This is a genomic window from Naasia aerilata, assembly GCF_030296595.1.
Classification (GTDB): Bacteria; Actinomycetota; Actinomycetes; order Actinomycetales; family Microbacteriaceae; genus Naasia; species Naasia aerilata.
Genome location: NZ_AP027731.1, coordinates 1,316,025 through 1,341,425 on the forward strand (window position 1 = coordinate 1,316,025; position 25,401 = coordinate 1,341,425).

Sequence of the window (25,401 nt, forward strand, 5' to 3'; positions counted from 1 at the left end):
CACTTCGTCGGCGAGTGGCCGGAACTGCACGGGAAGCGCGCGTGCTGGGAGCAGAAGCGCGTGCAGAATCGACCGGTGACCGTGAAAGCACCCGCCCGCCGCCGGCTGCACCCCGCCTGGATCGTCGCCGGGGTCGCGTTCCTCGCCCTCGTCGGCGCTGCCGGATTCCGGAGCGCGCCGAGCGCCCTCCTCGTTCCGCTGGAGGACGAGTTCGGCTGGTCGCGCAGCGAGCTGTCGGTGCCCGTCGGGATCAACATCCTGCTGTTCGGGCTGACCGCGCCGTTTGCCGCGGCCCTCATGGAGCGGTTCGGTCTGCGGAGGGTGACGAGCACCGCGCTGGTGCTCATCGCGGCCGGCGCAGCTCTCAGCATCTTCGTCACCCAGGCGTGGATGCTCAACCTGACCTGGGGCCTCCTGATCGGGCTGGGCACCGGGTCGATGGCCCTCGTCTTCGCGGCGATGGTGGCGGACCGCTGGTTCCTGCGGCGGAAGGGGCTCGTCACCGGCGTGCTCACGGCGGGCAGCGCGACCGGCCAGCTGATCTTCCTGCCGATCGTGGCGTCGCTCGCGGAGAACCAGAGCTGGCGCTACGCGTCGCTGCTCATCGCGGGCATCGCGCTCGCCGTGGTCCCGCTCGTGGCCACGCTCCTTCGCGACTCGCCCGCCGACCTCGGCGTCACGCCGTTCGGCTCGCCGGATGACGCCGTCGTCGCTCCCCCGCCCCGCAGCCCCGGCAATCCCGCGAAGCGCGCCCTCGACGTGCTGCGCCGTGCCGCGAAGGTGCGCACGTTCTGGGCGCTCGTCGTCGGCTTCGGGATCTGCGGCGCGACGACGAACGGTCTCATCGGCACGCACTTCATTCCGAGCCTGCACGACCATGGCGTCCCGGAGACCACCGCAGCGGGGCTGCTCGCCGTGGTCGGCATCTTCGACGTCGTGGGCACCATCGCCTCCGGGTGGCTGACGGACCGGGTGAACCCCGGATCCTGCTCGCCGTCTACTACACGGGACGTGGCCTTTCGCTGCTGCTCCTCCCCGTGCTCCTCGGTTCGACGGTCCAGCCGCCGATCGTGATCTTCGTCGTGATCTACGGGCTCGACTGGGTGGCCACGGTGCCGCCCACTGCGGCTCTGTGCCGGGAGGTCTTCGGCAGTGAGGGGTCCGTGGTCTACGGGTGGGTCTTCGCCTCCCACCAGGTCGGTGCGTCGCTCGCCGCGATCGGCGCGGGCCTCCTGCGCGACAGCTTCGGCGACTACGGCATCGCCTGGCTCGCCGCCGCGGCCCTCTGCGCGGTCGCGGCGGTCGTCAGCGTGGGCATCGCCCGCGGTCGCCGCCCGCTTCCCGCGTGACCGCCGCGGCTCAGGGCGCCGGTGGGCGGCAGCGCACGGCGGTCAGCTTGCCGTCGAGCGCGACGGGCCCCGCGCCGTGCGGCACGAGGAGGGTGTGTCCGCGCGAGACGGCGAGCTCCCCTCCGCCCAGGACAGCGTCCCTGCGCCGTCCAGGATGACCAGGATCGAGAAGCCCGCGGCGAGCTCCACCGGCCCGCTGAGCCGCTCGGCTCGGAAGAAGCCATCGGCCTCTGCGGGGAAGAGCGGAGTGCTCCCCCTTCCGTTCTGCGGCTCGACAAGAGCTCGGCGATGCGCTCCGGCGTCACCGCACGCCGGTCCAGGGCGCCGAGCGCGACGGACCGCTCGAGCCCGAGGAATGCGTCCGCGGGCCCGAGGCCGCGGTAGCCGGCGTACTCGAGCAGGATCGACAGGTCGCTGGGCTCCTGGAGCTCGACCAGCGTGACGCCCGCGCCGATCGCGTGGGGCATCCCGGCGGGCACGAGGAGCGTGGTCCCCGCTTCGAGGGGGACGCGGTGCATCGCGCCGAGCATCCCGGCGGAATCCTGGCCGTCGACCCACGCCTCGACCTCCTCGGCGGTCACGTCGCGCGTGAACCCCAGGTGCGCCGAGGTATCGGCATCGGCGACCGCGGTCACGATCCATGCCTCGGTCTTGCCGTGCGGCAGGGCGAGGTGCTCGGCCGCGAACGGGCCGTCGGGGTGGAGGTGGACGAAGAGGCGCTCGCCGGTGTCGAGCAGCTTCACGAGCAGCTCGGTCGAGGGGCCGAACCGGCCGACGTGCTGGGCGCCGAGGTAGCCCACGGGATCCGCCGCCACCGCGTCGCGCAGGAGCTCGCCCGACGGCAGAGTGCTCAGCCCGACGCCTCCACCCGCGAAGATCTCGGTGGTCGAGCCCACGAAGTCCTCGGGAGAGAACGGGCTCGGCTGCGGGACGCGACGGAATGGGGCGATGCCGGCGCCACCGCGGTAGGGGCGATCCGGCTGGTTGGGGCCGAGGGCGACGGGCGCGAGGCTCATGCTGCCTCCTGGAGAGGTGCGGGTACCGGCATGCGAGAGGATAGCGCCGTGGCGGACCTGCGGCAGATCGCGGATGAGCTGTACGGCCTCGTGCCCGGCTCGTTCACCGCCGAGCGCAACGCGCGGGCCAAGGAGATCCGCACCGAGGGCGACCGGGACCTCGCCGCCGCGGTCGCGAGGCTTCCCCGGCCCTCGGTCGCCGCCTGGGCGGCCAACCTGCTCGTCCGCGAGCGGGCCGACCAGGTGGACCAGGTGGTCTCCTCGGGGCGCTGCTCCGCGAGGCGCAGGAGGACCTGGATCCGGCCGCCCTCAAGACCCTCGGCGCCCAGCGCCGGCAGGTGGTGGCAGCGCTCGGCAAGGAGGCGGCTCGGCTGGCCGCCACGCACGGACAGTCCCTCAGCGGCGCAGCGGTCGAGGAGCTGGAGCACACGCTGCAGGCGGCGATGACGGACGAGTCCGCGGCGGAGGCCCTGCGCACGGGCCGGCTCGTGCGCTCGCTGGCCGCCGAAGGACTCGACGTCGACCTCACGGACGCGGTCGCCGTGGAGGGAGGTGCGGCATCGCCCGCGCCGTCCGCGCCGAAGCCGCGGGCGCGGGGAGCGGCGCGCGTGGACGAGCTCGACCAGAAGCGCCGGGAGGTCGCAGAGCGCGAGCTGGCCGCGGCCCGGGAGGAGGCGGCTGCGGCGGAGGCGGCCTCCTCCGAGGCCGAGCGAGCGCGGGACGACGTCGAACGCCGCCGGGATGAGGCCCGGGCACGCCGGGACCGGCTGCGGGACGAGCGGCGGAGGCTCAGCGCCGAGCTAGCCGAGCTGCAGGACCGGCTCGCGTCGGTGCAGGAGAAGGTCAGCGGGGTCGAGGACGAGCTGGAGACGCTCGACGAGGAGCGGGACGCCGCGCTCACCGCGGTCGACCGGGCGAAGCGCGACAGCGAGCGCGCGCGGGAGTCGGTCCGCGACGCCGAGGAGCGCGTGCGCGGCTAGAAGCAGGACACGTTGTAGTCGAGGTTCTTCGCGATGTACTGCACGACGGCGACCGTTCCGCCCGGGGTGAGCGGCGTCCCGGAGAGGCAGCGGGAGCGGGCGTCCTTCTCGGAGGAGGCGCCCGCCAGCCAGCTCGGCAGGCCGTTGAGGTTGCTCGTGGCCGAGACGGGACCCACGATGACGCTCCACTGGAAGTTGGTCGAGTAGAGGCCGACCCGGGCGCCGATCCCCTCCAGGTAGGCGGTCATCCCCTCGAGGGCGGCCGCGTTGGCGGCCAGATCAGTCGGCGACCACGTGTTCTCGGTCTCCACGTCGAGCCACCAGAGGTAGCTGGAGGGGGTCACCACACCACGCAGGGTGGCGTCGTCCTGGGCCATGGCGTAGCCGTAGACGTAGGCACAGGCCTCGTCGTCGCCGTGGGTGCATGTGCCGTACGGATTCGCGACCGGGCTGCCCTGCCTCGTGGTGTTGGCGGACGGCCACCATTCGGCGAGGACCCCGGGATTGGCGGTGTTGATGTAGAGCGCGGTCCTCGGCTGGCCCGTCGCGCCCGACGAGCCCTGCGCCCAGCTCAGCTGCGCGCCGAAGCACGGGTTGGAGTCGTTCGCCAGTCCACCGGTGACTCCCACGATCCCGAACGCCTGACCCGACGGGAGGGCCTTGCCGCACTGCGGCCAGGAGATGTCGTTGCCCAGAGTCGAGCTCACGACGGGCTTGGGCTCCGGTCCCGGCGGCTTCGCGAACGCCGCCGTCGGCGCGACGACCGCCATCGCCACAGCGGTGACGACGGTGGCGACGGCCTTGAGGAGCGGCTTCCGCATCGGGCAAGTATGCGGGACCCGGACAGGGGCGGCAACGGTTTCGCACCTCGCCTTCCCCGCTACTGGGGGTGCAGAATGACCCGGATGCCCGAGGACGCGACGTCATGAGATTCGGCTTGGTCGGCACCGGATACTGGGCGCGCACCTGCCATGCGCGCGCCCTCGCGGCGGCTCCCAACGTCGAGTTCGCCGGTGTCTGGGGGAGGAGTCCCGGCCCCACGCGCGCGCTCGCCGAGGAGTTCGGGGTGCGCGCGTTCGACTCCGTCGACGACCTTCTCGCGAGCGTGGATGCCGTCTCGTTCGCGGTGCCGCCCGACGTGCAAGGGCCCCTTGCCGCTCGGGCCGGTGCCGCCGGGAAGCATCTCCTGCTCGACAAGCCGGCGGCCGATCGCCTCGACGTCGCCGACCGGGTGGCGTCGGCCGTCGCGGAGAGCGGGGCCGCCGCCCTCGTCTTCCATACGAGCCTGTTCCAGCCGGAGGTGGCCGCCTGGGTCGACGAGGCGGAGGGGCAGGGGTGGGAGGGCGCGACGGCGGAGTGGATCTGCTCGCCCCTCGCCGACGGCGGCAGTCCCTACCTGCGGTCCGGCTGGCGCTGGTCGCGGGGTGCGACCTGGGACGTCGGTCCGCACGCCCTTTCGCTCGTCCTGCCGCTCCTCGGACCGGTGGTGCGGGTGCAGGCGGCGGGCGGACGCGGGGACCTCGTCGCCGCGGTCATGGAGCATGAATCGGGCGCGCTGACCAGTCTGTCTTGGACCCTGCGGGCTCCGCAGGGCGCCGACAGGACGAACCTCGAGCTGTGGGGAGCCGCGGGGCGCATCCGCAAGCCCGATGCTCGCACCGGGGCGGTGGACGCCATGACGGGTGCGCTCACCACCCTGGTCGCCATCGCGGAGGGGCGCGTCGCCGGTCACCGCAGCGACCTCCGCTTCGGGCGCGAGGTGGTCCGCATCCTCAGCGAGATCGACGAACGGGTCGGGATGAACCGGGGCTGACCGCCGGGCGAGGGGACAGCCACGTCCCCCATGCCCTGTACCCCGGAGCGTCCGCCGCGACGAATGGTGGGGGACATTTCACCCGATTCGGGCAGTAGGCCGGGGGACATTCTTCCGCGAGGGACGACCGCCGGGTCTAGTTTCTGACCCAGAGGTCCGGAGCGTGGTGCAAAGGCCTCACACAGCCGGCCCGGAAGCTACCCGATGCTTCCCCTCGCGGGGAGCAGGCAGTCGAGCCGACCTCGTGGCAGCAACGCCGTCGCCGATCCACCCAATCGGCGCTCCGACCGACCTCGGCGGAGGGAATGCTGACTGAATGCCGGTGGCGGAGCCCTCCGCCACCGGCAGAGTCGGCACCCGCTCCACCGGCGGAGTTCGAGCGGCGGCGCTAGTCCTGCTGCTCGACGCCGGTCTCGCCCACGGCGGCGCGCAGCGCGTCGGTGAGCCGGCGCAGCTCGTCGAGATCCGCGTCCGGCAGCGCCGTGCCGAGCGTCCGCTCGATCGACCGCCGGTGTTCGCCGGCGACCTCGAGGAACGCGCGGTAGCCGGCATCTGTGAGGTGCACGACCGTCCCTCGGCGATCGGAGGCGTCCGGCAGCCGCTCCAGGAGGCCACGCGCGACCATCCGGTCGACGAGGCGGCTGATGCTCGGCTGACTCAGCAGCACGACGCCGTTCAGGTCCCGCATCCGCGCGCTGCGCTCAGGGAGCCGGCTCAGGTTGAAGAGGACGTCGTACTCGTTGAACGAGAGCGACCGGGGAACTCGGCGACGAGGCGGCGCATCACGGCCACCTGGGCCCGGAACAGCGACTCCCAAACCTCGACTGCGCTCGCCATGATCGCTCAGCCTAGGTGGCTGTCCGGCGCCTGGCGCCGGACAGAATTGAGGGCCGGTCGCAGAGGCTAGCGACCGGCCCTCTCCCTTGCACCAAGAGTGTCCTGCAATCACATTCCGCGGTAGCTGCCACAGCAAACAACTAACGCTCTTGAAATATATAACGGTTAGGTAACGGCCGCCAGACCCCCGCAACTGTTATTTTCTGAGAGTTCGCCCAGGGCGCGTCGCGCGGGTGGCAGAGGGGGAGAGCGATGTCGTTCCAGGCCTACCTCGACAACATCGAGGAGAAGACAGGGCTCACTCCCCGGCAGTTCGTGGAGCTGGCCGCGGAGCGCGGATTCGGCGGAGGCTCCAAGGCGACGCCGATCGTCGAGTGGCTGAAGGAGGACTACGGCCTCGGCCGCGGTCACGCCATGGCGCTCGTCCACGTCATCACGAAGGGCGACCGGATCGACGCCACGCACGTCGGCTCGGCAGGGCCGCATCGCGACGATTCCGACCGGCTGTGGCTCGACGGGAAGGCCACCCGGCCGCAGCCCTAGTCCCGGCTCTCGCTCGGACGCCGGCTCACAGGTCGGGGCTCGGACCGCGCAGGTCGTGACGCACGACCACGTCGGCGTGCCGGTCGAACCGGTACCCGGTGCCGCGCACGGTTCGCACGATGTCCTGGTACGCGCCCAGCTTCGAGCGCAGTCGCCGGACGTGGACGTCGATGGTCCGCTCGTTGGGAGCGTCCGCGTCCGGAGCCGGCCAGAGCGCGGAGATGATCTCGGCGCGGGCGACGGTGCGTCCCTCGCGGAGAACCAGGTACTGCAGGAGCTCGAACTCCTTGTACGTGAGCGGAGCGGTCTCCTCGCCGAGGACGACCCGCTTGCGCGAGAGGTCGATCGTCACGCCCTCCACGGTGTCCTGCGACGGCTCGTCCACGGTGCGGTGACGGGCCAGGGCCGACGGGTCCTGGAGGGCGAGGCGCACGACGTCGATGTCCCGCCCGCCCGCTCCGCGGGGGCGAGGGCGACCGCCGCGTGGGTCTGCGCTCCGGGCACGAGATCGACGGTCAGGCGGCGCAGCGCCTCGACAAGGGTGCTCAGGTCGGTGCCGGCGTCGAGGGCCTTCGCCTCGTCGACGCCCACGTAGAGGACGAAGCCGCGGGCCTCGGTCCCTTCGGGCAAGGGCCGCAGGCGAGGGGCGGGCGCGGCGGGGGCAGGCCGCGCTGCGGACGGGGGTGTTGGAGACGGTGGAGTCGAGGGTTGCGAGAGACATCGGAAGCCTTTGATGGTGTGCGGCTCGAGAGCCGGAAAGGGTGCTGCGGTCGGCGACCGGAACGGCGCCGGGGGATCGCCGGGACTCCGCCTCAGAGAGGCAGGCGGCGTGCGAACGGGCTGAGCAGAGAGGGAGTCAGCGGCACATTCGACAGCACATCGCGCGGCCGGCAACCATCATGCCGGCGTTCCCCAGAGCCTCGAAGGAGGTCGGGATGCGCGAGGGAGAAGACATGGGGTCGATCTTGGGCCAGGGCGCGGCCGGGTGTCAAGTCCGGCGCGGGGTTCAGCCGACGGTGCCGTAGAGGCGGTCGCCGGCGTCGCCGAGGCCGGGGACGATGTAGCCCACTTCATTGAGCTTCTCGTCGAGGGCGCCGAGCACGACCGTGAGATTGCGGCCCTGGGTCGCCTCCTCGACGGCCTTCAGGCCTTCGGGCGCCGCGATGAGGCAGACGGCCGTGACGTCGACGGCGCCGCGGTCGAAGAGGTACTCGATGGCGGCGAGCAGGGACCCGCCCGTCGCGAGCATGGGGTCGAGGATGAAGCACTGCCGGTTCGACAGGTCCTCGGGCAGGCGCTCGGCGTAGATGGCGGGCTGCAGGGTCTCCTCGTTGCGGACCATGCCGAGAAAGCCCACCTCGGCGTTCGGCATGAGCTTGACCATGCCCTCGAGCATCCCGAGCCCGGCGCGGAGGATGGGGACGACGAGCGGCTTCGGGTCGCTGATCGCGAGCCCGGTCGCCTGGGCGACCGGGGTCTCGACCTCGATCGGCTCCACCCGGACACTGCGGGTCGCCTCGTACGCGAGGAGGGTGACGAGCTCCTCGGCCAGCGCGCGGAACGTCGGCGACGGGGTCCGCTTGTCGCGGAGCACCGTCAGCTTGTGCGTGACGAGAGGATGGTCGGCAACATGCACTCGCATAGGGTCAATCTAGCCGGGGAGAGCCGGCGACGGCGAGGAGGGCCGCGGTGGAGGATCTCGCGGCCTGGATGGGCCTCGCGCTCGACGAGGCGCATGCCGCCCTCGCGACGGGGGATGTGCCGGTCGGCTCCGTCGTGCTCGACTCGACCGGGACGGTGCTCGGCCGGGGCCGCAACCGACGCGAGGCGGACGGCGATCCGCTCGCGCACGCCGAGGTGCTCGCGCTCCGGGAGGCGGCCGCGACCCGTGGGCACTGGAACCTGGAGGACGCCACGCTCGTCGTGACGCTCGAGCCGTGCGTCATGTGTGCCGGCGCGATCCTCGCCGCGCGGGTCGGGCGAGTGGTCTACGGCGCCTGGGACGAGAAGGCGGGCGCTGTGGGGTCCGTCTACGACGTCATCCGGGACCGTCGGCTTCCGCAGCGGGCGGCCGTGGTCGCCGGGCTCCGCGCGGACGAGTGCGCGCGGCTGCTCAGCGACTTCTTCGCCCCGCGGCGCGGCTGACCCGCCCCGGGGCGCCCCCGGCATCAGTCGAGGGCGCGGATGACGATCGTCTCGGTCGGCGTCGCGGAGTCGGCCGCGATGTCCGGCTCCACGAAGACAGCCCGCACTCGCGAGTCGGTTCGCTTCACCCGGTGCTCGACCTCGGCGATGGCGAGAACCACCTCGGAGAGCCGCAGGGAGGGGGACAGGCCCACGCGCGTGACGACCACGAGCCCGTCGCCACCGCGGTCGAGGGCGTGCAGGGCGGAGACCCCGCGCACGGCGGGGACGTCGAGGATGGCCTCCTCGAGCTCCGACAGCTCACCGAATGCGCCTGGCATGAGTTCCTCCCGCCGTCCCGGATGAAGGCAATCCTAGGATGGGCCCCGTGACGGACGCCCAGGGAATCCAACTGCCGAGCATCGCGATTCTGGGAGCGGGTTCGATGGGCGGCGCGATCCTCCAGGGGCTGCTGCAGCCGGGCGTCACGGTGACGGGTGGCATCCGCATCACCAACCGGCGTCCGGGTCGCGGGCCGGAGGGCGTCACGGCCTACGCGCTCGAGGAGGACCCCGAGGCGAACCGGCGGGCCGTGGAGGGAGCCGGGATCGTCCTCGTCGGCGTGAAGCCCGCGGGAGTCGGGGACCTGCTCGACGAGATCGCCGGCGCGCTCGAGCCCGGCACGCTTGTGATCAGCGTGGCGGCGGGCGTCCCGCTCAGCGCCATCGAGCGCCGGCTTCCTCCGTCGGTGGCGGCCGTGCGGGCGATGCCGAACACCCCCGCGACGGTCGGCCTGGCGGTCACGGGAATCAGCCCGGGCTCTCGCGCGACCGCGGAACAGACGGCGCTGGCCCGTACCCTCTTCGCCACGGTCGGCGAGGTGCTGGAGGTGACGGAGGACCGCATCGACGCCCTGAGCACCATCTCCGGCTCGGGCCCCGCCTACGTCTTCTACCTGGTGGAGCAGCTCCAGGAGGCGGCACGGCAGAGAGGCTTCGACGCCGAGGAGTCAGCCCTCCTCGTCCAGGGCACGTTCCGCGGCGCGCTGGAACTCCTCCGCACCTCGGGCCTGCCCCCGCGGAGCTCCGCCGCCGCGTCACGAGCCCGAACGGCACCACCGAGCGCGCGATCGCGGTCCTGGAGCAAGCCGACCTGGCCGCCACCTTCGACCACGCGACAGCCGCCGCGCTGACCCGCGCACAGGAGCTGGCCCGCGCCTACGCCTGATAGGGCCCCACCCTCAGCAGGGCCCTGATTTCGAGACCTCTCGATCAGGGGCCTGATTTCGAGACGCCCCTGCGGCGCTTCTCAATCATCGGGTGGAGGCGGAACTGTCAGGGGAAGGGGCCCGATTTCGAGACGCTCGCCGCCGCGCGCTCCTCAATCATCGGTTGACTGGCGATTCCCGACCTTCGGACGGGGGCGACAGCATCCCCGCATCGGTTGGGCCGCATCCCTCCCCCCACTCGGCAGCGCAGCGTCCCGAGCGGTGGGGTGGGGGCATCGCCGAGGCGAGTTCTGCGCGCCATGCTTGGCGCGCAGCTGTCTGAGAAGCGGTGATGCCCCCACCCCGCCGCGGCCGTAACCAATCCAGAGCTACAACTAGACCAACCCAGCGAACCGCTCGATATCAGCAGTAGTCCCCGACACGATGACCAGGTCATGAGTCGACACCACGGTCTCCGCCGTCGCATACGTGAACGGCTTCCCCGGCGACTTGACGCCGACAACCGTGACGTGGTGCTTCTTGCGGAGCTGCGACTGCCCGAGCGGGAGGTCGCGGATGGGCTTGGGCGGATGCATCTTGACGATCGCGAAGTCGTCGTCGAACTGGATGTAGTCGAGCATGCGCCCGGAGACGAGGTGGGCGGTGCGCTCGCCGGCTTCCGCCTCGGGGTAGATCACGTGGTTCGCGCCGATGCGCTCGAGGATGGTGCCGTGCGAGCGGCTGATGGCCTTCGCCCAGATCTGCTGGATGCCGAGGTCGACGAGGTTGGCCGTGATGAGCACGCTGGCCTCGATGGAGGAGCCGACGGCGACGACGGCGACGGAGAAGTCGCGGGCGCCGAGCTGGCGGAGGGCGTCGATGCTGCGCGCGTCGGCCTGCACGGCGTGGGTGACGCGCTCCGACCACTTCTGGACGAGCACGGCGTCGGCGTCGACGGCCAGCACCTCGCGGTCGAGGCGGTCGAGCTGCCCTGCGGTGGCCGCGCCGAACCGGCCGAGGCCGATGACGAGGACGGGGGCGTTGTGGGGGATGCGGTCAACCAACGATCGGCCTCTCCTCGGCTCGGGTGAACAGCTGGCGGCGCTGGCTGGACGCCAGGGCGGCGGCGAGGGTCACCGTGCCGATCCGGCCCATGAACATGGTCGCACTCATCACGTACTTCCCGGGATCGTCGAGGGTGGCGGTGAAGCCGGAGCTGAGCCCGCTGGTGCCGAATGCGGAGATGACGTCGAAGAGGACGTGGTCGAGCCCGCCCTCGGTCATCTGCAGCAGCACGATGGTGGACAGGGCGACCGTGGTGGCTCCCCAAAGGACGACGCTGACCGCGAGGCGCAGCACGTCGCCCGGCACCTTGCGCTCGAACACGTTCATGGACGGGTTGCCGCGCGCTTCCGCGAACGCGGCGAGGAACAGCACCGCGAGGGTGGTGACCTTGATGCCGCCGGCCGTGGACGCGGACCCGCCCCCGATGAACATGAGCATGTCGGTCACGAGGAGGCTGGACTCGCGCAGGTTGCCCAGGTCGATCGTCGAGAACCCGCCGGAGCGGGTCATGATCGACAGGAACAGGGACTGGAAGGCGAGCGGTCCGACTCCTCCCCGCCGAACGACTTCCCGTTGTTGAACTCGAGGATCATGTAGGCGAGCATCCCGCCGACGACGAGCACGGCGGAGCTGACGAGCGTCAGCTTGACGTGCACCGACCAGCGGCGCGGCCGGCGCAGGTTGCGGCTGAGGGCGTAGATGACCGGGAACCCGATGGCGCCGAGCGTGACGCCGATCATCAGCAGTGTCAGGAAGTAGTAGTCGTTCTGGTAGGGCTCGAACCCCGTGTCGGCGAGCACGAAGCCGGTGTTGGTGAACGACATCGCGGAGAAGGCGATCGAATCGCCCGCGGCGGTGAGGGGGTCCACTCCGTTGAGGAGCACCCGGGGGTACAGCAGGATCGCGATGGCCCCCTCGATGACGAGCGTGCTGACCGCGACCGTCAGGAGGAGGCCGCCGATCTCGCTGAGGCTCGAGCTGCCTCCGGTGTCGCTGGAGCCTTTGCGCATGGCCATGGGGTTCACGTCGCCGGCGACCAGCAGCCGCTGGCGGAGCCCGAGCCGCCGCGACACGACGAGCCCCATGAGTGAGGCGAGCGTGAGCACGCCGAGGGCGCCGAGCTGCGTGCCGACGACGATCACGACCTGGCCGAGCGGCGACCAGTGGGTCGCCATGTCGACGGTGGCGAGGCCGGTCACGCAGATCGCCGAGGTCGCCGTGAAGAGGGCGTCGGCGAGGTCGGTCGGCCGCCCGTCGGCCGCCATCACCGGCTGCGCGAGCAGGAACGTGAACAGCGCGATGAGCGCGAGGAAGACCACGATCGCGAAGCGGGCGGGCGTCCCGGAGACGAAGTAGGAGAGCGCGTCGGTGATCCGCTCGCCGAGCGGAGCGACTGCCCGTCGCCGTGCCATGCCGTCTCCTGTGCCGGTTCGGTCTTCTCCCCAAGGGCCCTGGGGCTTTCTCCTGCCGACCCCTACCCTTGCAGGCATGGCGGACATCTTCGACGTGGTTGCGGATCCGACGCGGCGCGATCTGCTGCAGATCCTGCTCCAGCGCTACGCCGAGGGGGCCGCCGGACCGCACGGCGGCGAGTCGAGCGTGGGTGAGCTGGTGCAGCGCCTCGGCCTGAGCCAGCCGACCGTCTCCAAGCACCTGAAGGTGCTCCGCGACGCCTCGCTGGTGACGGTCCGCGATCAGGGCCAGCACCGCTTCTACAAGCTCGACCTCGCTCCGCTCCGGACGCTCGAGGACTGGCTCGTCCCCTTCCTGACCGCGGATCTGCCCGCCGACGACGTGGCGCTGCTCGAGCCGACCCCGGTGCTCGTCCTCTCCGAGCCCCTCCGTCGGGCGGCCGCCCGCCTCGGCGCTGCAGGGGCCGGCGCCCTGCACCGCGGCCGGCGCCTGGCGGCGCCGATCGAGAAGCTGGTCGCGTTCCGCCGCTGACCGGCTCTTACCTCGTCCGGCCGTTCCGCGAAACCGCTTTACACACTTTCGACGGGAACTTTACTGTTGACCTCGCTCGCGACCGCACCCCGAGGTCGCTCCCGAACCCCAGGAGGGCCCTTGTCGCTCCCCGATCCCCGCTTCCTCACCGTCGCCGAGGCCGCCGATGCGATGGGCGTCTCCCGCATGACGGTCTACCGCCTGGTCCACTCCGGCGATCTCCCGGCCATCCGGTTCGGCACGTCCTTCCGCGTCCCGGAGTCCGCCATCGAGGATGCGCGCGAGAACCTGGTGTCCCGCGCGTCGTGACGCCCTCTGGCCGGCCGGAACGGTAGGACGACTCGCGGGGCCGGCACCGGCGTCCGGTACACTGGACCGTCAGGTTTTCCCCGGTTCTGTACGGAACCCGGGTTCCGTACGCTCCAGTGAGGTGAATACATGGGCTCAGTCATCAAGAAGCGCCGCAAGCGGATGGCGAAGAAGAAGCACCGCAAGCTGCTTCGCAAGACGCGTCACCAGCGTCGCAACAAGAAGTAGGCGCACAGTCTCAGCAGACGCCGGTCCTTCGGGGCCGGCGTTCTGCGTTTAAGCTGACCCCGTGGTTCCCGTGACGCTGCTCGGCAAGCCCGGCTGCCACCTCTGCGACGACGCCCGCGCGGTCGTCCAGCGGGTGCTGGCGGAGCTTCCCGCCGGCACGGCGGAGCTCGACGAGCGGAACATCCTCGAGGATGAAGCGCTTGCGGAGCGGTACGCCGAGGACATCCCGGTCGTCCTCATCGAGGATCGCGTGCACGTCTTCTGGCGCGTGGACGCGGACCGCTTCCGCGCCGCCGTGCTCGCCGCCGCCCGCTGACGCGCGGGAGAAGCCGCCATCGCGCGGGTGCAACGACACCCGCGGCAGAGCGGGAACACCCGCGGAACCGGAGCCTACGGGCGGAGGCGGTTGGGTCCGCGGAACAGGTAGGTGACCTCGCGGATGCTCGGCAGTCCGAGCAGCAGCATGATCACGCGGCTGAGGCCCATGCCGAACCCGCCGTGCGAGGGCACTCCGTAGCGGAAGAACTCGAGGTAGGTCTCCAGCTCGGCGACGTCGAGGCCCTTCTCGCGGGCCTGCTGCTCGAGGACCTCGACACGGTGCTCGCGCTGGGCGCCCGTCGAGATCTCGACGCCGTTGAAGACGAGGTCGTAGCTGTTCGTGAGCGCCCCGTCGTCCGCGTGGCGCATGTGGTAGAACGGCCGGATGTTCGAGGCGTAGTCCGTGAGGAACACGAACTCGTGGCCGTACTTCTCCTTGACGTATGCGGAGATGCGGCGCTCGCCCTCGGGGTCGAGGTCCTCGTCCGCGCGGGGGACGACGTACCCGTTCTCGGCGACGATCTGCTTCGCCTCGGCCAGCGGGATGCGGGGGAACGGGGTCTCCGGAACGGTGACCTGCACGCCGAACGCGGCCTCGATCTCGTCGCCGTGCCGTTCGCGGACGGCGGTCAGGCCGGCGACGAGGAGCTCCTCGTGCATCCGCATGACGTCCTCGTGGCTGTCGATCCAGCTGATCTCGGCGTCGACGCTCACGAACTCGGTCGCGTGCCGGGAGGTGAAGGACGGGTCGGCGCGGAAGGCGGGGCCGATCTCGAAGATCTTGCCGAAGCCGGCCGACTGGGCCATCTGCTTGAAGTGCTGCGGGCTCTGGGCCAGGTACGCGACCGTCTCGAAGTAGGGCACCTGGAACAGCTCGGCGCGCGACTCCGACGGGGAGTACATGAGCTTGGGCGAGTGGATCTCGATGTAGTCGTGCTCGATCCACCAGGTGCGGAGCGCGTGCTCGAAGGTGGTCTGCACGCGGAAGATGAGGTTGTGCTCCGGCCGCCGCAGGTCGAGGAAGCGCCAGTCGAGGCGCTTGTCGATGCTGGTGTCCTCGGCGATGGGGCTCTCCGGCAGCGAGCGGCCGACGACCTCGAGGGTGTCGATCTTGACCTCGATGCCGCCGAGCTTGACGCGCTCGTCGTGCTTCAGCTGACCGTCGACCTGCACGAAGCTGCCGAGGGAGAGGCCCGAGATGGCGCGGGAGATGTCGTCGTCGCCCTCGGGACGGGGGCGGACGAGCTGGACGGCGCCGGACTCGTCGCGCAGGACCAGGAACTGCACCTTCTTCTGGTCGCGGATCGTCTCGACCCATCCGGCGACCCGGACGGGGCCGTCCTCGAGAGGGGCGAGGTGCTTGATCGGGGTGCGCGGGCTCACGGCGCTCAAGCCTAGGCGCTCGGGCCTGCCGGGCCGACCGCTCGTGCGCCGACTCAGGGATGGCTCAGCGGTGCCATCCGTACACTGGTGCGCGTGGTCGCCAGCGCTGTGCACCTCGTGCGGCATGGCGAGGTCGAGAATCCCGGACGTGTCCTCTACGGCCGCCTCCCGGGCTTCGGGCTCTCCGTCCTCGGCACCCGCATGGCCGAGGCGGCGGCCGGGGCTCTTGCCGGCGCGCCGGTCCGCCGGGTGATCGCCTCCCCTCTGCAGCGGACGCAGGAGTCCGCCGCCCCGATCGCCGCCGCGTTCGGCCTGCCGATCGAGACGGACGAGCGCATCATCGAGCCGTTCAACCGCTTCGAGGGGAAGCGCTTCGACTTCGGGCCGAGCCTTCTGACCAACCCGGAGGCATGGCCATGGGTGAGCAACCCGTTCCGGCCCAGCTGGGGTGAGGCGTACCTCAGCATCGCGGCGCGGATGATCGCCGCGGTCGCCGATGCCTACGCGTCGGTCGAGGACGGCGACGTCGTGCTCGTGTCCCACCAGCTGCCGATCTGGATGGTGCACCGCAGCCTTGCCGGCGAGCGGCTGTACCACGACCCCCGGCGGCGGCGCTGCGACCTGTCGAGCATCACGACCGTCGGCAAGAAGGGGAACCGCTTCGTCGAGACGGACTACCGCAACCCGGCGGGAGCGCTCGGCCGTGCTGCCGTCGACGAGGGGGCCGTGTGAGACGCGCGCTCTCGGTGCTCGCGGCGGTCCTCGTGGCCGGGGCGGCGCTCGCCGGCTGCAGCGCGGATCCGCTGGCCGACCAGTACCGGGCTGGCAGCAACAAGGACTACATCGCGGGCGACGGGACGGTCGAGACCTACGCCGCCGATCACCGCGAGTCGCCGCAGGAGTTCACCGGGACGACCGATGGGGGCGACCCGATCGACTCCGCCGACCTCGCGGGGAACGTGACGGTCCTCAACTTCTGGTACGCCTCGTGTCCCCCTGCCGGGCGGAGGCGCCGGACCTGGAGAGGCTCAACCAGGAGTTCGCGGCGGACGGCGTCCAGTTCCTCGGGGTGAACACCCGCGACGAGGCGGGCACGGCGGCGTCCTTCGCGACCACGTTCGGTCTCACCTACCCGTCGGTGATCGACTACCAGGACGCCGCGGTCCAGCTCGCCTTCAGCAGCTCGATTCCGCCGAACGCCGTCCCGACCACGCTCGTGCTCGACCGGAAGGGCCGGATCGCGGCCCGCATCCTGGGCCAGGTCACCGAGCCCTCGACGCTCGAGACGATCATCCGCGACACCGTCGCCGAGACGGACTGAGCGTGGGATCCCTCGGGGACGCCGTCACCGGTCCCCTCGCGCTCGCCCTGCCGGTCGCCCTGCTCGCGGGGCTCGTCTCCTTCGCGTCTCCCTGTGTGCTGCCGCTCGTGCCCGGCTACCTCGCCTACATCGGCGGCTTCGCCGACGGCCGGTCGAGCGCCGCCGACCGCCGCGGCCGCCTGCGGCTGGCCGGGGGCGTCGGCCTGTTCGTGCTGGGCTTCGCGGTGGTGTTCGTCGGCTTCGGCATCGCGTTCGGGGCCGCCGGCTTCTGGCTGATCCAGTGGCGCGACCTCCTCACCCGGCTCGCGGGCGTGGTCGTCATCGTCCTCGGGCTCGTCTTCGTCGGCCGGTTCGGCGTCTTCCAGCGCACGGTCAGGACCCGCTGGCAGCCCGTGGCAGGGCTGGCCGGAGCACCCCTTCTCGGGGCGGTCTTCGCGCTGGGGTGGACCCCCTGCATCGGGCCCACCCTCGCCGCGATCCTCGGCATCAGCCTGGACGGCGGCTCGCCCTGGCACGGAGCCGCACTGGGCCTCGCCTACGCGCTCGGCCTCGGCATCCCCTTCGTCCTGGTCGCACTCGGCTTCGGCTGGGCGACCGCCTCGATCGCATTCCTGCGGCGGCATATCCGCGCCATCAATCTCACGGGCGGCGTGCTGCTCGTGGCCATCGGCGTCCTCATGGTGACGGGCGTCTGGAACGCCTGGATGCTCCAGCTCGGGTCGGTGATCGGCGGCTATGTCACGGTCATCTGAGGTCGCCCGCCCGAGCGACCACATCGAGTCCGACTCGATCGATGCCGCGGATCCGGTCGGCCCCCGGCTCGGCCCGATCGGCTGGCTGCGCTTCGCCTGGCGTCAGCTCACGAACATGCGCACCGCGCTGTTCCTGCTCCTCCTGCTCGCCATCGCGGCCGTGCCCGGCTCGCTGGTGCCGCAGCGCAGCTCGGACCCGAACGGCGTCGCGCAGTACCGGATCGACCATCCCGACCTGTACCCGATCGTCGACAAGCTGCAGGGCTTCGACGTCTACACGTCGATCTGGTTCTCGGCGATCTACCTGCTCCTCTTCCTCTCCCTCATCGGCTGCGTGCTGCCCCGCACGCTGCACCACTGGCGCGCGCTGCGGGCCCGGCCGCCGCGGACACCCGCGCGGCTGACCCGCCTCGACGCGGTCGAGACGCGGATGGTGGACGGATCGGCCGAGGATGCTCTGCTCCGTGCGGAGGCCCTCCTCCGTCGCGGGCGCTACCGGCTCGAGCGGTACGGGCCGTCGATCTCTGCGGAGCGCGGCTACCTGCGGGAGACCGGCAACCTCGTCTTCCACGCCTCCCTCGTCGGCATCCTCATCGCCGTGGCCCTCGGCGGCAGCTTCGGCTACAGCGGGCAGAAGATCGTCGTGGAGGGCGAGCCGTTCGTGAACTACGTCGCCGGCTACGACTCCTTCACCCGAGGCCGGCTCGTCGCGGACACCTCGCTCGACCCGTACCGGATCTCGCTCGACAAGCTCGACGTCGTCTACGAGGAGGAGAACGCCAACGCGGTCGGCCAGGCGATCGACTACACGGCGTCGGTGACCGTCCAGCAGCCGGGCGGCGGCCCGAGCACCCCGGCGACCATCAAGGTCAACTCGCCGCTCGACGTCGACGGCACGAACGTCTACCTCCTCGGCAACGGCTATGCGCCCCGGATCACGGTTCGGAACGCGGATGGCGCTGTGGCCTTCGCGGGCGCGGTGCCGTTCCTCCCCCAGGACCAGAACCTCACCTCCGTCGGCGTGGTCAAGGTGCCGGACGGCCTGGCCAGCCAGGTGGGACTCATCGGGTTCCTCTATCCGACGCCCGCCAAGCTCTCGACGGGCGCGCTCACCTCCGCCTTCCCGGGGCTCCAGGATCCGGTGCTCGCGCTCAACGTCTTCACAGGCGACCTGGGACTCGACAAGGGCGTACCGGTGTCCGTCTACACGCTCGACACGGCGTCGCTCACCCAGCTGGCCGGCCGTCCCACCGACGTCCCCGCCGTTCAGGTGGCCGTGGGGCAGACGGTCGAGCTGCCGAACGGACTCGGCACCATCACGCTCGACGGCGTGAGCCGGTACGCGTCGCTCGAGATCCACCACGACCCGACCCAGGGCTGGGTGCTCGCCTTCGCCATCCTCGTGCTGGCCGGGCTGCTCACCTCGCTCTTCGTGCCGCGCCGGCGGATGTGGGTGAAGGTGCACGAGGACGGGGACGGCCGCCTGCGCGTCGAGTACGCCGGCCTCGCGCGAGGCGACGATCCCGGGCTCGCAGTTGCCGTGCGGGAGCTCGCGGACGAGCACAGCGGCGGTGCGGCTTCCGCACAGATCCGCGCCTCACGGACGACGTAGGCTGTCGCCGTGACTTCGACCCTGGACGGGTTCTCCGCGCTCCTCCTCTACTCCGCCATGGGCGTCTACGCGATCGCGTTCATCGCGTTCACGCTCGACCTCGCCCGGCGATCCGCCGCCGTGACGGCCGTCGCCGAGAGCGGCGCCGAGCGCATCGCCCGAGCCCGCGCCACCGGCGGATACGCCGGCTCGGCGAGAGGCTCGACCGCCGTCCTCGACCAGGCGCCGGCCGTGACGGCGCCCCGGCCCCGCGAGTCGGTCAGCCTGCGGGTCGGCGTCACGCTCGCGATCCTCGGCTGGGCGCTGCACCTCGGGGCGACCGTGCTCCGCGGCATCGCCGCGGGCCGCGTGCCGTGGGCCAACATGTACGAGTTCTGCATGACGGGGACCCTGCTCATCATGGGCGTCTTCCTGCTGCTGCTGACCCGCCGCGACCTCCGCTTCCTCGGCGCGATCATCACCGGCCTCGTCGTGCTCATGCTCGGTGTCGCCACCCTCGGCTTCCGCGTGAGCGTCGTGCCGCTGCCACCGGCGCTCCAGTCCTACTGGCTCGTCATCCACGTCCTCGTCGCGATCCTCGGGACCTCGTTCTTCACCGTCGGGTTCGCGCTGTCGGTCGTTCAGCTCGTCCAGGCCCGGCGCGAGAACGGGGCGACCGGCGGCCTCCGGCTGCCCGCGTCCGTGCCCGGCTCGGTCGCGCTCGAGAACTCGGCGTACCGCGTCATCATCGTCGGCTTCATCTTCTGGACCTTCACCCTCATCGCCGGTGCGATCTGGGCGGAGCACGCGTGGGGCCGCTACTGGGGCTGGGACACGAAGGAGGTCTGGACGTTCATCATCTGGACCATCTACGCCGGCTACATCCACGCCCGCGCGACGCGCGGCTGGCGCGGGTCGCGGTCCGCGTGGCTCGCGATCGTCGGCTATTCGGCGGTGCTCTTCAACTTCGGCATCGTCAACGTCTTCTTCAAGGGCCTGCACGCGTACTCCGGCCTCTGATCGGCGCGCGGGTCGTGCGGACATCCGCGCCCCGCACATGGGCGTGAACTGTCCGCAGCGCCCACGCCGGCGCTTCCTTAGAGGAGCGCGGCGCAGCGCGTGATGCGGTCCCGCCACCAGCGGGTGCGCTCGGGGAAGCCGCCCAGCGGGCGAGCAGCTCCGCGTCCGGCTCGACCCGGCGCACGGGGATGCGCCCGTCGACGGGGAGAAGCGGATCCGCCGTGACATCCGCGGCCAGCAGAGAGCCGGTGCCGAGCCCGCAGTCGTAGGCGAGCTCGGGCAGCGCAGCCGCCAGCGCGGCGCCCATGGAGAGGCCCACCGAGGTCTCCAGCGCGCTCGACACCACGGCGGGCAGGGCGATCTGATCGGCCAGCGCGAGCGCCGCGCGGATGCCGCCCAGGGGCGCGGCCTTCAGGATGACTACGCCGCCGGCGCCGGCCCGCACCGCCTCGAGCGGGTCGCCCGCCTTGCGCACCGCCTCGTCGAGGGCGACCGGGACGTCGAGGTACCTGATGCGGCGGCTCAGCTCGACCAGCTCGTCGACGCTCGCGCACGGCTGCTCGAGGTATTCCAGGTCGAACCGCTCGAGCCGGTGCACCGCCCGCTCGGCCTCGTCCACGCTCCAGCGCCCGTTCGCGTCGAGCCGGATGCGGCCCTCGGGTCCGAGGGCGGCGCGGACCGCGGCCACCCGGGCCACGTCGTCCTCCGCGGTCTGGCCCGCCTCCGCCACCTTCACCTTCGCGGTGCGGCAGCCGGGGTAGAGCGCGAGGACGGCGGGGACGTCGGCGGCCGGCACCGCGGGGACGGTCGCGTTGACGGGGATCGCGTCGCGGAGCACGGCGGGAGACTCCTGCCAGCCGAACTCCACCGCGGCGGCGAGCCAGCGGGACGACTCGGCGTCGTCGTACTCGACGAAGGGGAGAACTCCGCCCAGCCCGCCGGCCCTCGGAACAGCGCGGCCTCGCGGCGTTCGAGCCCGCGGAAGCGGCGCCGCAGGGGCAGGTCGACGACGTGCAGGGTCGCGAGGAGTTCGCCGGCGGAGACCACGGGGCCATTCTCCCGGTCCGGGCCGCCGGCCGGTGCCCGGGGCGGCCGGATTCGGGGAACGACCGGACTAGAGCGGCAGGAGCGAGAGCAGACCGAAGGCCATGAGGACCGAGCTGCCGGCGGCGCCGATGGCGGTGGCCGCGGCGATGACGCGCTCGCGGTGCTCGCGGCGGTTCCAGGCGGCGGTCAGGGCGGCCGGCTCGAAGGCGGCGCGGGCGTCCTGCTCGGCGGCGAAGCGGCCGACGAGCGCGCCGAAGGCGTCCCGCGCGACCCAGCGGGTCCCGCTGCGCTCGATCATGCCGGCGTAGTTGCCGTCGGTCTCGCCACTGATCAGGTCATCGCTGACCTTCGTCCACGTGGGGGTCCGAGAGCCGAGAGTGAGTGTCATGGTCTTCCCTTCCGCCGCGGAGTCGATCCTGACAAGGTCAACGGTACCCAGCACATTCGAAGCGAGTTACGGGCTGGCGTTCGGCGTGGACCTGGTGTATTGGGCGCCGCCCACGCGCTTAGAGTGAGGGCATGCCCGTGTCCGAGCTCTTCGACGAGCGGGAGTGGACCCCCGGTCCGGGCTCCGCCGACTTCACCGACATCACCTACCACCTCGACACCTCGGGGCGCGTCGCGCGCGTCGCGTTCGACCGGCCAGAGGTGCGCAACGCGTTCCGTCCGCGCACCGTCGACGAGCTCTATCGGGCGCTCGACGACGCCCGGCAGAACCCGCGGGTCGGCGTCGTCCTGCTGACCGGCAACGGCCCCAGCCCGAAGGACGGAGGCTGGGCCTTCTCGAGCGGCGGCGACCAGCGCATCCGCGGACGCGACGGCTACCAGTACGAGGAGGCCGGGGGCGACGCGGTGCAGGCGGCCCGCACGGGCCGGCTGCACATTCTCGAGGTCCAGCGCCTCATCCGCTTCATGCCCAAGGTCGTGATCGCCGTCGTCCCCGGCTGGGCGGCGGGCGGGGGCCATTCGCTCCATGTCGTGTGCGATCTGACGATCGCGAGCGCCGAGCACGCGCGGTTCAAGCAGACCGACGCGGACGTCGGCTCCTTCGACGCGGGCTACGGGAGCGCCTACTTCGCCCGGCAGGTCGGCCAGAAGTTCGCGCGGGAGGTGTTCTTCCTCGCCCGGGAGTACGACGCTCGGCGCGCGCTCGAGACCGGGGCGATCAACGCAGCGGTCCCCCACGCCGAGCTGGAGGCCACGGCGCTCGAGTGGGCGCGCGAGATCCTCGGCAAGTCCCCGACCGCGATCCGCATGCTCAAGTTCGCGTTCAACGCCGTCGACGACGGCCTGGTGGGGCAGCAGGTGTTCGCCGGGGAAGCCACCCGTCTCGCCTACGGGACCGACGAGGCGGTCGAGGGCCGCGACGCGTTCCTGGAGAAGCGCGCGCCCGACTGGTCGTCCTTCCCCTGGCACTACTGAGCCGGACGCTGCTGAGCCGGATGCTGCGGATCGGAACGAGCACGCGATGAGGGATCTGGCGGTTCTTCCTCCCGAGCCCCCTCTGATCCTCGAGGCTCTCCGCGCCGCCCTGTCCGGCAGCGGGCCCGCCGTGCTTCCCCTCGCCCCGGGTGCGTCGGCGGAGGGCATCCCGCCGCGGGTGCTGCAGCCGGTCGCCGCTGTGGTGCAGACCTCGGGCAGCGCCGGGACGCCGAAGCGCGTCGCGCTGTCCGCCAACGCGCTGCTCGCCTCCGCGGCAGCGACACAGTCGGCGCTCGGCGGTCCCGGCCGCTGGATCCTCGCCCTCCCGGTCCACTACATCGCGGGGCTCCAGGTGCTGGTCCGGGCCATCTCCTCCGGAGGAGAGCCGGTCCTCCTCGGGCCCGGGTCGTTCGACCCGTCCGGCTTCGCCGCGGCCGTCCTGAATCAGCCGCAGCACGACCGCATCCACACGGCCCTCGTGCCGGCGCAGGTGTCGGCACTGCTCGAGGCCGCAGAGAGGGACCCGGCGATCCGCCGTGCGCTCTCCCGGGTCGATGCGGCGCTGGTCGGCGGGCAGCGCCTGCCGGAGCAGCTGCGACTGCGCGCGCTCGACGCGGGTTTCCCCGTGATCCGGACCTACGGCGCCTCGGAGACCAGCGGCGGGTGCGTGTACGACGGGGTGCCTCTGGCAGGGGTCTCGGTGCGGATCGTCGAGGGCGAGGTGCAGCTCGCCGGGCCCATGCTCGCGGAGGAATATCTCGGCGACCCTGCCCGAACCGAGGCGGCATTCGTGCACGCGGACGGCCTGCGCTGGTACCGCACCGGGGATGCCGGCACCTTCGAGGAGGGACGGCTGCGGGTGAGCGGCCGGCGCGACGACGTGCTCGTGTCCGGAGGCGAGAAGGTGTCGGTCGGTCTGGTCGAGGCCGCGGTGCGGGAGCTGCCGGGGCTCGAGGACGCCGTCGTGGTCGCGGCACCTTCCGACCGGTGGGGCGAGGTCCCCGTGGTCGTGCTCGGCCGTCCCGTGGACACAGGCCTGCTCGACCGGGTGCGCGCGGCGGTGGGGGAGCGGCTCGGCGCGGCGGCACGGCCGGACCGGATCGAGACGGTCGCGCCGCTGCCGACCCTGCCGAGCGGCAAGCCCGACCGCGTGGCCCTCGTCGCGCGCCTCGCCGCCAGCGCGCCTCCCGCCGCCGCCGGGAGCGGCGCGCCCTAGGATTTGCCGGTGGCTCAGAGCAGAAAGCGTCCCCCGTCGCGCGGCGCGCGCCCCGCGGGCAAGCCCTCCGTCTCGAAGGGGCCGGCCAACCGCGGACGTCCCGGCCGCCCCGCCGCGCGCGTCGCCCCGCCGCGCAAGGCCACGGTCGCGGACTGGGTCGCCGCCTCGCGGTGGCGCACCCTCCCGCTGTCCATCGCGCCCGTCGCAGCCGGCACCGGTGCCGCGGTCGTCGCCGACGGCGGCGTCTTCCACGAGTACCGCATTCCGCTCTGTCTCGCCGTCGCCCTCTTCCTCCAGCTCGGCGTCAACTACGCGAACGACTACTCGGATGGCATCCGCGGCACCGACGACTACCGCGTCGGCCCGGCCAGGCTCACGGCGTCGGGAGCCGCCAAGCCGCGCACCGTCCTCACGGTCGCCCTCGCGTTCCTCGCGCTCGCCGCGGTCGCCGGCCTCGCCCTCGTCGTGCTGTCGCAGCAGTGGTGGCTGCTCGCGGTGGGTGCCGCCGCCATCGCGGCCGCCTGGTTCTACACGGGCGGGAAGCGGCCGTACGGCTACGCGGCGCTCGGGGAGGTGGGCGTCTTCGTCTTCTTCGGCCTCGTCGCCACCTGCGGAACGACCTTCGTCCAGGCAGGCGAGATCAACACGGAGTCCTGGCTGTCCGGGGTCGGCATCGGCTTCCTCGCCTGCGCCGCCCTCATCGCCAACAACATTCGCGACATCGAGCAGGACCGCCGGGCCGGCAAGCGGACGCTCAGCGTCCTGATCGGACCCGTCGCGTCCCGCGTGCTCTACTGCGTGCTGCTGCTTCTCGCGTTCGCGATCGTGGGCTTCTTCGCGATCTTCTACCCGTTCTCGTACCTGGTGTTCTTCGCGCTCCTGATCGCGATCCCGGCAGGGCTCATCGTGGCCACCGGCCGGACGGCGCGGGAGTTCGTGCTGGCACTCGCTCTGACGAGCGCGCTGACCCTGGTCTACGGCGTGGGACTCGCGGCGGCGTTCATCCTCTGACGTCGGAGGCGCCCGGGCGCCCCGCGGATGTCCCGTCGGCCGGAGCTCGCTCGACGGCCGCGTCCTCGACGTCGTCATCGCGAGGCTCCACGACCGGCGCGCGCTCACCCCGCCGCATGCGGTCGAGATCCTGCGCGAGCTCGGCGCGCGGGCGGCCGAGGAAGATGAAGGAGAGGCAGAACGCGATGACCGCGGCGATCAGCGTGGAGATCCACGGCGCGACGGGCAGGACGAGCAGGAGCACCGCCAGGACCACGGCGAAGATGCCGATCCGCACCACGCTGTACCAGACCCAGGTGCGGGTCCGCGGGCGCTCGACAGTCACGCGAACAGTGTAGGCACGGTCGGCGCACAGCCCTCTCGTCTATCGTGTGTGCATGGCCCGCTTCTGGCTGATCGCATCGGTGATTGCCGTCGCGTTCCTGGTCTACTCGCTGGTGGACTGCGCGATGACCGATCGCGCGCGCATCCGGGGCCCGCGCAAGGGGCTGTGGCTCCTGATCATCCTGGTCCCGGTCATCGGCGGGCTCCTCTGGTTCCTCGTCGGCCGAGGGCGTGCCTCCGCTCCCGCGGCCCGCTCGGTCGCCCCTGACGACGATCCGGCGTTCCTCCGTCAGCTGGCGCACGACGCCGACCAGGAGGAGAGGATCCGGCGTCTCGAGCAGCAGCTCGCCGACCTGGACTCGGACGTCCCGCCGCCTCCTCGCGACCGGCTCCCCAAGCGCGACACCGACAGCGACGGCGGCGATCAGCCCGACCGGCGCGATGCCTGAGGCCGCCAACCGCGGGAGCAGCTTCGCCTACGCGTTCCTCGCGCGCCTCGCCGAGCGCGGCGTCCGGCACGCCGTGGTGGCTCCCGGCTCCCGCTCTCAGGCTCTCGCGCTCGCTGCCGCCGAGCTCGAGCA

Annotated in this window: 29 protein-coding genes and 5 pseudogenes; 21 read left to right on the forward strand and 13 right to left on the reverse strand. The window is 71.9% G+C overall.

What is annotated here, in order from left to right:
- The first annotated feature begins 60 nt into the window (after window positions 1-60).
- Window positions 61-1,349 (forward strand): annotated as a pseudogene (locus tag QUE51_RS07110) (MFS transporter).
- Here the strand turns inward: QUE51_RS07110 and QUE51_RS07115 are convergent.
- Window positions 1,253-2,365 carry a class I mannose-6-phosphate isomerase gene (locus QUE51_RS07115; RefSeq protein WP_286278849.1) on the reverse strand — a complete coding sequence of 371 codons (1,113 nt, stop codon included), beginning with the start codon at window positions 2,363-2,365 and terminating at the stop codon, window positions 1,253-1,255. The pseudogene QUE51_RS07110 and the gene QUE51_RS07115 sit on opposite strands and share 97 nt — an antisense overlap.
- 48 nt (window positions 2,366-2,413) lie before the next feature.
- Here QUE51_RS07115 and QUE51_RS07120 point away from each other — a divergent pair, with 48 nt between their 5' ends.
- Both QUE51_RS07120 and QUE51_RS07125 read left to right on the forward strand, forming a co-directional pair.
- Window positions 2,414-2,812 (forward strand): hypothetical protein, encoded by a 399-nt coding sequence (locus tag QUE51_RS07120; protein ID WP_286278850.1) that lies wholly within the window; start codon window positions 2,414-2,416, stop codon window positions 2,810-2,812.
- Window positions 2,704-3,345 carry a hypothetical protein gene (locus QUE51_RS07125; protein WP_286278851.1) on the forward strand — a complete coding sequence of 214 codons (642 nt, stop codon included), beginning with the start codon at window positions 2,704-2,706 and terminating at the stop codon, window positions 3,343-3,345. The genes QUE51_RS07120 and QUE51_RS07125 overlap by 109 nt, the downstream gene beginning before the upstream one ends.
- On the opposite strand, the gene QUE51_RS07130 is transcribed toward QUE51_RS07125, so the two are convergent.
- Window positions 3,342-4,166, reverse strand: coding sequence for a glycoside hydrolase family 25 domain-containing protein (locus tag QUE51_RS07130; protein ID WP_286278852.1), 825 nt, complete (start codon window positions 4,164-4,166; stop codon window positions 3,342-3,344). The two genes, QUE51_RS07125 and QUE51_RS07130, sit on opposite strands and share 4 nt — an antisense overlap.
- 104 nt (window positions 4,167-4,270) lie before the next feature.
- Here QUE51_RS07130 and QUE51_RS07135 point away from each other — a divergent pair, with 104 nt between their 5' ends.
- Window positions 4,271-5,158: a Gfo/Idh/MocA family protein gene (locus QUE51_RS07135; protein WP_286278853.1), complete on the forward strand. Its 888-nt coding sequence runs from the start codon at window positions 4,271-4,273 to the stop codon at window positions 5,156-5,158.
- A 388-nt stretch (window positions 5,159-5,546) separates the two neighbouring features.
- Here QUE51_RS07135 and QUE51_RS07140 read toward each other — a convergent pair whose 3' ends face one another.
- Both QUE51_RS07140 and QUE51_RS17915 read right to left on the reverse strand, forming a co-directional pair.
- On the reverse strand, window positions 5,547-5,876 hold the full coding sequence (locus tag QUE51_RS07140; RefSeq protein WP_350226760.1) for a MarR family winged helix-turn-helix transcriptional regulator: 330 nt from the start codon (window positions 5,874-5,876) through the stop codon (window positions 5,547-5,549).
- A complete protein-coding gene (locus QUE51_RS17915; RefSeq protein ID WP_350226799.1) occupies window positions 5,873-5,995 on the reverse strand; it encodes a hypothetical protein in 123 nt (40 codons plus the stop codon). The genes QUE51_RS07140 and QUE51_RS17915 overlap by 4 nt, the downstream gene beginning before the upstream one ends.
- 252 nt (window positions 5,996-6,247) lie before the next feature.
- Between QUE51_RS17915 and QUE51_RS07145 the strand changes: the two genes are divergently transcribed.
- A complete protein-coding gene (locus QUE51_RS07145) occupies window positions 6,248-6,538 on the forward strand; it encodes a DUF4287 domain-containing protein (RefSeq protein ID WP_286278854.1) in 291 nt (96 codons plus the stop codon).
- Window positions 6,539-6,563: 25 nt separating this feature from the next.
- On the opposite strand, the pseudogene QUE51_RS07150 reads toward QUE51_RS07145, so the two are convergent.
- Window positions 6,564-7,273 (reverse strand): annotated as a pseudogene (locus QUE51_RS07150) (winged helix-turn-helix domain-containing protein).
- A gap of 271 nt (window positions 7,274-7,544) precedes the next feature.
- Complete coding sequence (gene upp, locus QUE51_RS07155) at window positions 7,545-8,180, reverse strand: uracil phosphoribosyltransferase (RefSeq protein ID WP_286278855.1); 636 nt, start codon at window positions 8,178-8,180, stop codon at window positions 7,545-7,547.
- Between the two features lie 68 nt (window positions 8,181-8,248).
- Here upp and QUE51_RS07160 point away from each other — a divergent pair, with 68 nt between their 5' ends.
- Window positions 8,249-8,683 (forward strand): nucleoside deaminase, encoded by a 435-nt coding sequence (locus tag QUE51_RS07160; protein WP_286279299.1) that lies wholly within the window; start codon window positions 8,249-8,251, stop codon window positions 8,681-8,683.
- A 23-nt stretch (window positions 8,684-8,706) separates the two neighbouring features.
- Here QUE51_RS07160 and QUE51_RS07165 read toward each other — a convergent pair whose 3' ends face one another.
- Window positions 8,707-9,003 carry a cation diffusion facilitator family transporter gene (locus QUE51_RS07165; RefSeq protein WP_286278856.1) on the reverse strand — a complete coding sequence of 99 codons (297 nt, stop codon included), beginning with the start codon at window positions 9,001-9,003 and terminating at the stop codon, window positions 8,707-8,709.
- Between the two features lie 38 nt (window positions 9,004-9,041).
- Here QUE51_RS07165 and proC point away from each other — a divergent pair.
- Window positions 9,042-9,889 (forward strand): annotated as a pseudogene (gene proC / locus QUE51_RS07170) (pyrroline-5-carboxylate reductase).
- A gap of 375 nt (window positions 9,890-10,264) precedes the next feature.
- On the opposite strand, the gene QUE51_RS07175 reads toward proC, so the two are convergent.
- Together QUE51_RS07175 and QUE51_RS18360 are read right to left on the reverse strand one after the other, a co-directional pair.
- The gene (locus QUE51_RS07175) at window positions 10,265-10,933 is read right to left on the reverse strand and encodes a potassium channel family protein (protein WP_286278857.1); all 669 of its coding nucleotides are present in this window, start codon (window positions 10,931-10,933) and stop codon (window positions 10,265-10,267) included.
- A pseudogene (locus tag QUE51_RS18360) lies at window positions 10,926-12,346 on the reverse strand (TrkH family potassium uptake protein). The gene QUE51_RS07175 and the pseudogene QUE51_RS18360 overlap by 8 nt, the downstream one beginning before the upstream one ends.
- A gap of 76 nt (window positions 12,347-12,422) precedes the next feature.
- On the opposite strand from QUE51_RS18360, the gene QUE51_RS07185 reads away from it, so the two are divergent.
- The 4 genes from QUE51_RS07185 (at window position 12,423) to QUE51_RS07200 (ending at window position 13,731) form a co-directional block, all read left to right on the forward strand.
- Complete coding sequence (locus tag QUE51_RS07185; protein ID WP_286278858.1) at window positions 12,423-12,878, forward strand: ArsR/SmtB family transcription factor; 456 nt, start codon at window positions 12,423-12,425, stop codon at window positions 12,876-12,878.
- A gap of 120 nt (window positions 12,879-12,998) precedes the next feature.
- Complete coding sequence (locus QUE51_RS07190; RefSeq protein WP_286278859.1) at window positions 12,999-13,187, forward strand: helix-turn-helix domain-containing protein; 189 nt, start codon at window positions 12,999-13,001, stop codon at window positions 13,185-13,187.
- 129 nt (window positions 13,188-13,316) lie between these two features.
- Window positions 13,317-13,415: a 30S ribosomal protein bS22 gene (locus QUE51_RS07195; protein ID WP_003792170.1), complete on the forward strand. Its 99-nt coding sequence runs from the start codon at window positions 13,317-13,319 to the stop codon at window positions 13,413-13,415.
- A 61-nt stretch (window positions 13,416-13,476) separates the two neighbouring features.
- Window positions 13,477-13,731: a glutaredoxin family protein gene (locus QUE51_RS07200; protein WP_286278860.1), complete on the forward strand. Its 255-nt coding sequence runs from the start codon at window positions 13,477-13,479 to the stop codon at window positions 13,729-13,731.
- A 74-nt stretch (window positions 13,732-13,805) separates the two neighbouring features.
- Here QUE51_RS07200 and aspS read toward each other — a convergent pair whose 3' ends face one another.
- A complete protein-coding gene (gene aspS, locus QUE51_RS07205) occupies window positions 13,806-15,116 on the reverse strand; it encodes an aspartate--tRNA(Asn) ligase (RefSeq protein WP_286278861.1) in 1,311 nt (436 codons plus the stop codon).
- A 93-nt stretch (window positions 15,117-15,209) separates the two neighbouring features.
- Here aspS and QUE51_RS07210 point away from each other — a divergent pair, with 93 nt between their 5' ends.
- Genes QUE51_RS07210 through ccsB form a run of 6 tightly spaced genes read left to right on the forward strand, consistent with a single transcriptional unit; the run spans window position 15,210 to window position 19,800 of the window.
- Entirely contained in the window at window positions 15,210-15,848 is a 639-nt protein-coding gene (locus tag QUE51_RS07210; RefSeq protein ID WP_286278862.1) for a histidine phosphatase family protein, read from the forward strand.
- A complete protein-coding gene (locus QUE51_RS17930; RefSeq protein ID WP_350226736.1) occupies window positions 15,845-16,189 on the forward strand; it encodes a thioredoxin domain-containing protein in 345 nt (114 codons plus the stop codon). The genes QUE51_RS07210 and QUE51_RS17930 overlap by 4 nt, the downstream gene beginning before the upstream one ends.
- A complete protein-coding gene (locus tag QUE51_RS17935; RefSeq protein WP_350226737.1) occupies window positions 16,105-16,437 on the forward strand; it encodes a TlpA family protein disulfide reductase in 333 nt (110 codons plus the stop codon). Before QUE51_RS17930 ends, QUE51_RS17935 begins: the two co-directional genes overlap by 85 nt.
- A gap of 2 nt (window positions 16,438-16,439) precedes the next feature.
- Complete coding sequence (locus QUE51_RS07220) at window positions 16,440-17,189, forward strand: cytochrome c biogenesis CcdA family protein (protein WP_286278863.1); 750 nt, start codon at window positions 16,440-16,442, stop codon at window positions 17,187-17,189.
- Entirely contained in the window at window positions 17,173-18,801 is a 1,629-nt protein-coding gene (resB, locus tag QUE51_RS07225) for a cytochrome c biogenesis protein ResB (protein ID WP_286278864.1), read from the forward strand. The genes QUE51_RS07220 and resB overlap by 17 nt, the downstream gene beginning before the upstream one ends.
- A 9-nt stretch (window positions 18,802-18,810) precedes the next feature.
- Complete coding sequence (gene ccsB / locus QUE51_RS07230; protein WP_434017250.1) at window positions 18,811-19,800, forward strand: c-type cytochrome biogenesis protein CcsB; 990 nt, start codon at window positions 18,811-18,813, stop codon at window positions 19,798-19,800.
- A gap of 77 nt (window positions 19,801-19,877) precedes the next feature.
- Here ccsB and QUE51_RS07235 read toward each other — a convergent pair.
- Window positions 19,878-20,847, reverse strand: a pseudogene (locus tag QUE51_RS07235) (o-succinylbenzoate synthase).
- A 67-nt stretch (window positions 20,848-20,914) separates the two neighbouring features.
- Window positions 20,915-21,235, reverse strand: coding sequence for a hypothetical protein (locus QUE51_RS07240; protein WP_286278865.1), 321 nt, complete (start codon window positions 21,233-21,235; stop codon window positions 20,915-20,917).
- A 131-nt stretch (window positions 21,236-21,366) separates the two neighbouring features.
- On the opposite strand from QUE51_RS07240, the gene QUE51_RS07245 reads away from it, so the two are divergent.
- From QUE51_RS07245 to QUE51_RS07255, 3 genes are read left to right on the forward strand one after another with little or no spacing between them, the layout of a single operon-like run.
- Entirely contained in the window at window positions 21,367-22,269 is a 903-nt protein-coding gene (locus tag QUE51_RS07245) for a 1,4-dihydroxy-2-naphthoyl-CoA synthase (protein WP_286278866.1), read from the forward strand.
- A 46-nt stretch (window positions 22,270-22,315) separates the two neighbouring features.
- The gene (locus tag QUE51_RS07250) at window positions 22,316-23,485 is read left to right on the forward strand and encodes an AMP-binding protein (RefSeq protein ID WP_286278867.1); all 1,170 of its coding nucleotides are present in this window, start codon (window positions 22,316-22,318) and stop codon (window positions 23,483-23,485) included.
- 9 nt (window positions 23,486-23,494) lie between these two features.
- Entirely contained in the window at window positions 23,495-24,496 is a 1,002-nt protein-coding gene (locus QUE51_RS07255) for a 1,4-dihydroxy-2-naphthoate polyprenyltransferase (protein ID WP_286278868.1), read from the forward strand.
- Here the strand turns inward: QUE51_RS07255 and QUE51_RS07260 are convergent.
- On the reverse strand, window positions 24,486-24,821 hold the full coding sequence (locus QUE51_RS07260) for a DUF4229 domain-containing protein (protein ID WP_286278869.1): 336 nt from the start codon (window positions 24,819-24,821) through the stop codon (window positions 24,486-24,488). The genes QUE51_RS07255 and QUE51_RS07260 overlap by 11 nt on opposite strands.
- 52 nt (window positions 24,822-24,873) lie before the next feature.
- Between QUE51_RS07260 and QUE51_RS07265 the strand changes: the two genes are divergently transcribed.
- Window positions 24,874-25,269, forward strand: a complete 396-nt coding sequence (locus tag QUE51_RS07265; RefSeq protein WP_286278870.1) for a PLD nuclease N-terminal domain-containing protein — start codon at window positions 24,874-24,876, stop codon at window positions 25,267-25,269.
- Window positions 25,270-25,401 lie beyond the last annotated feature (132 nt).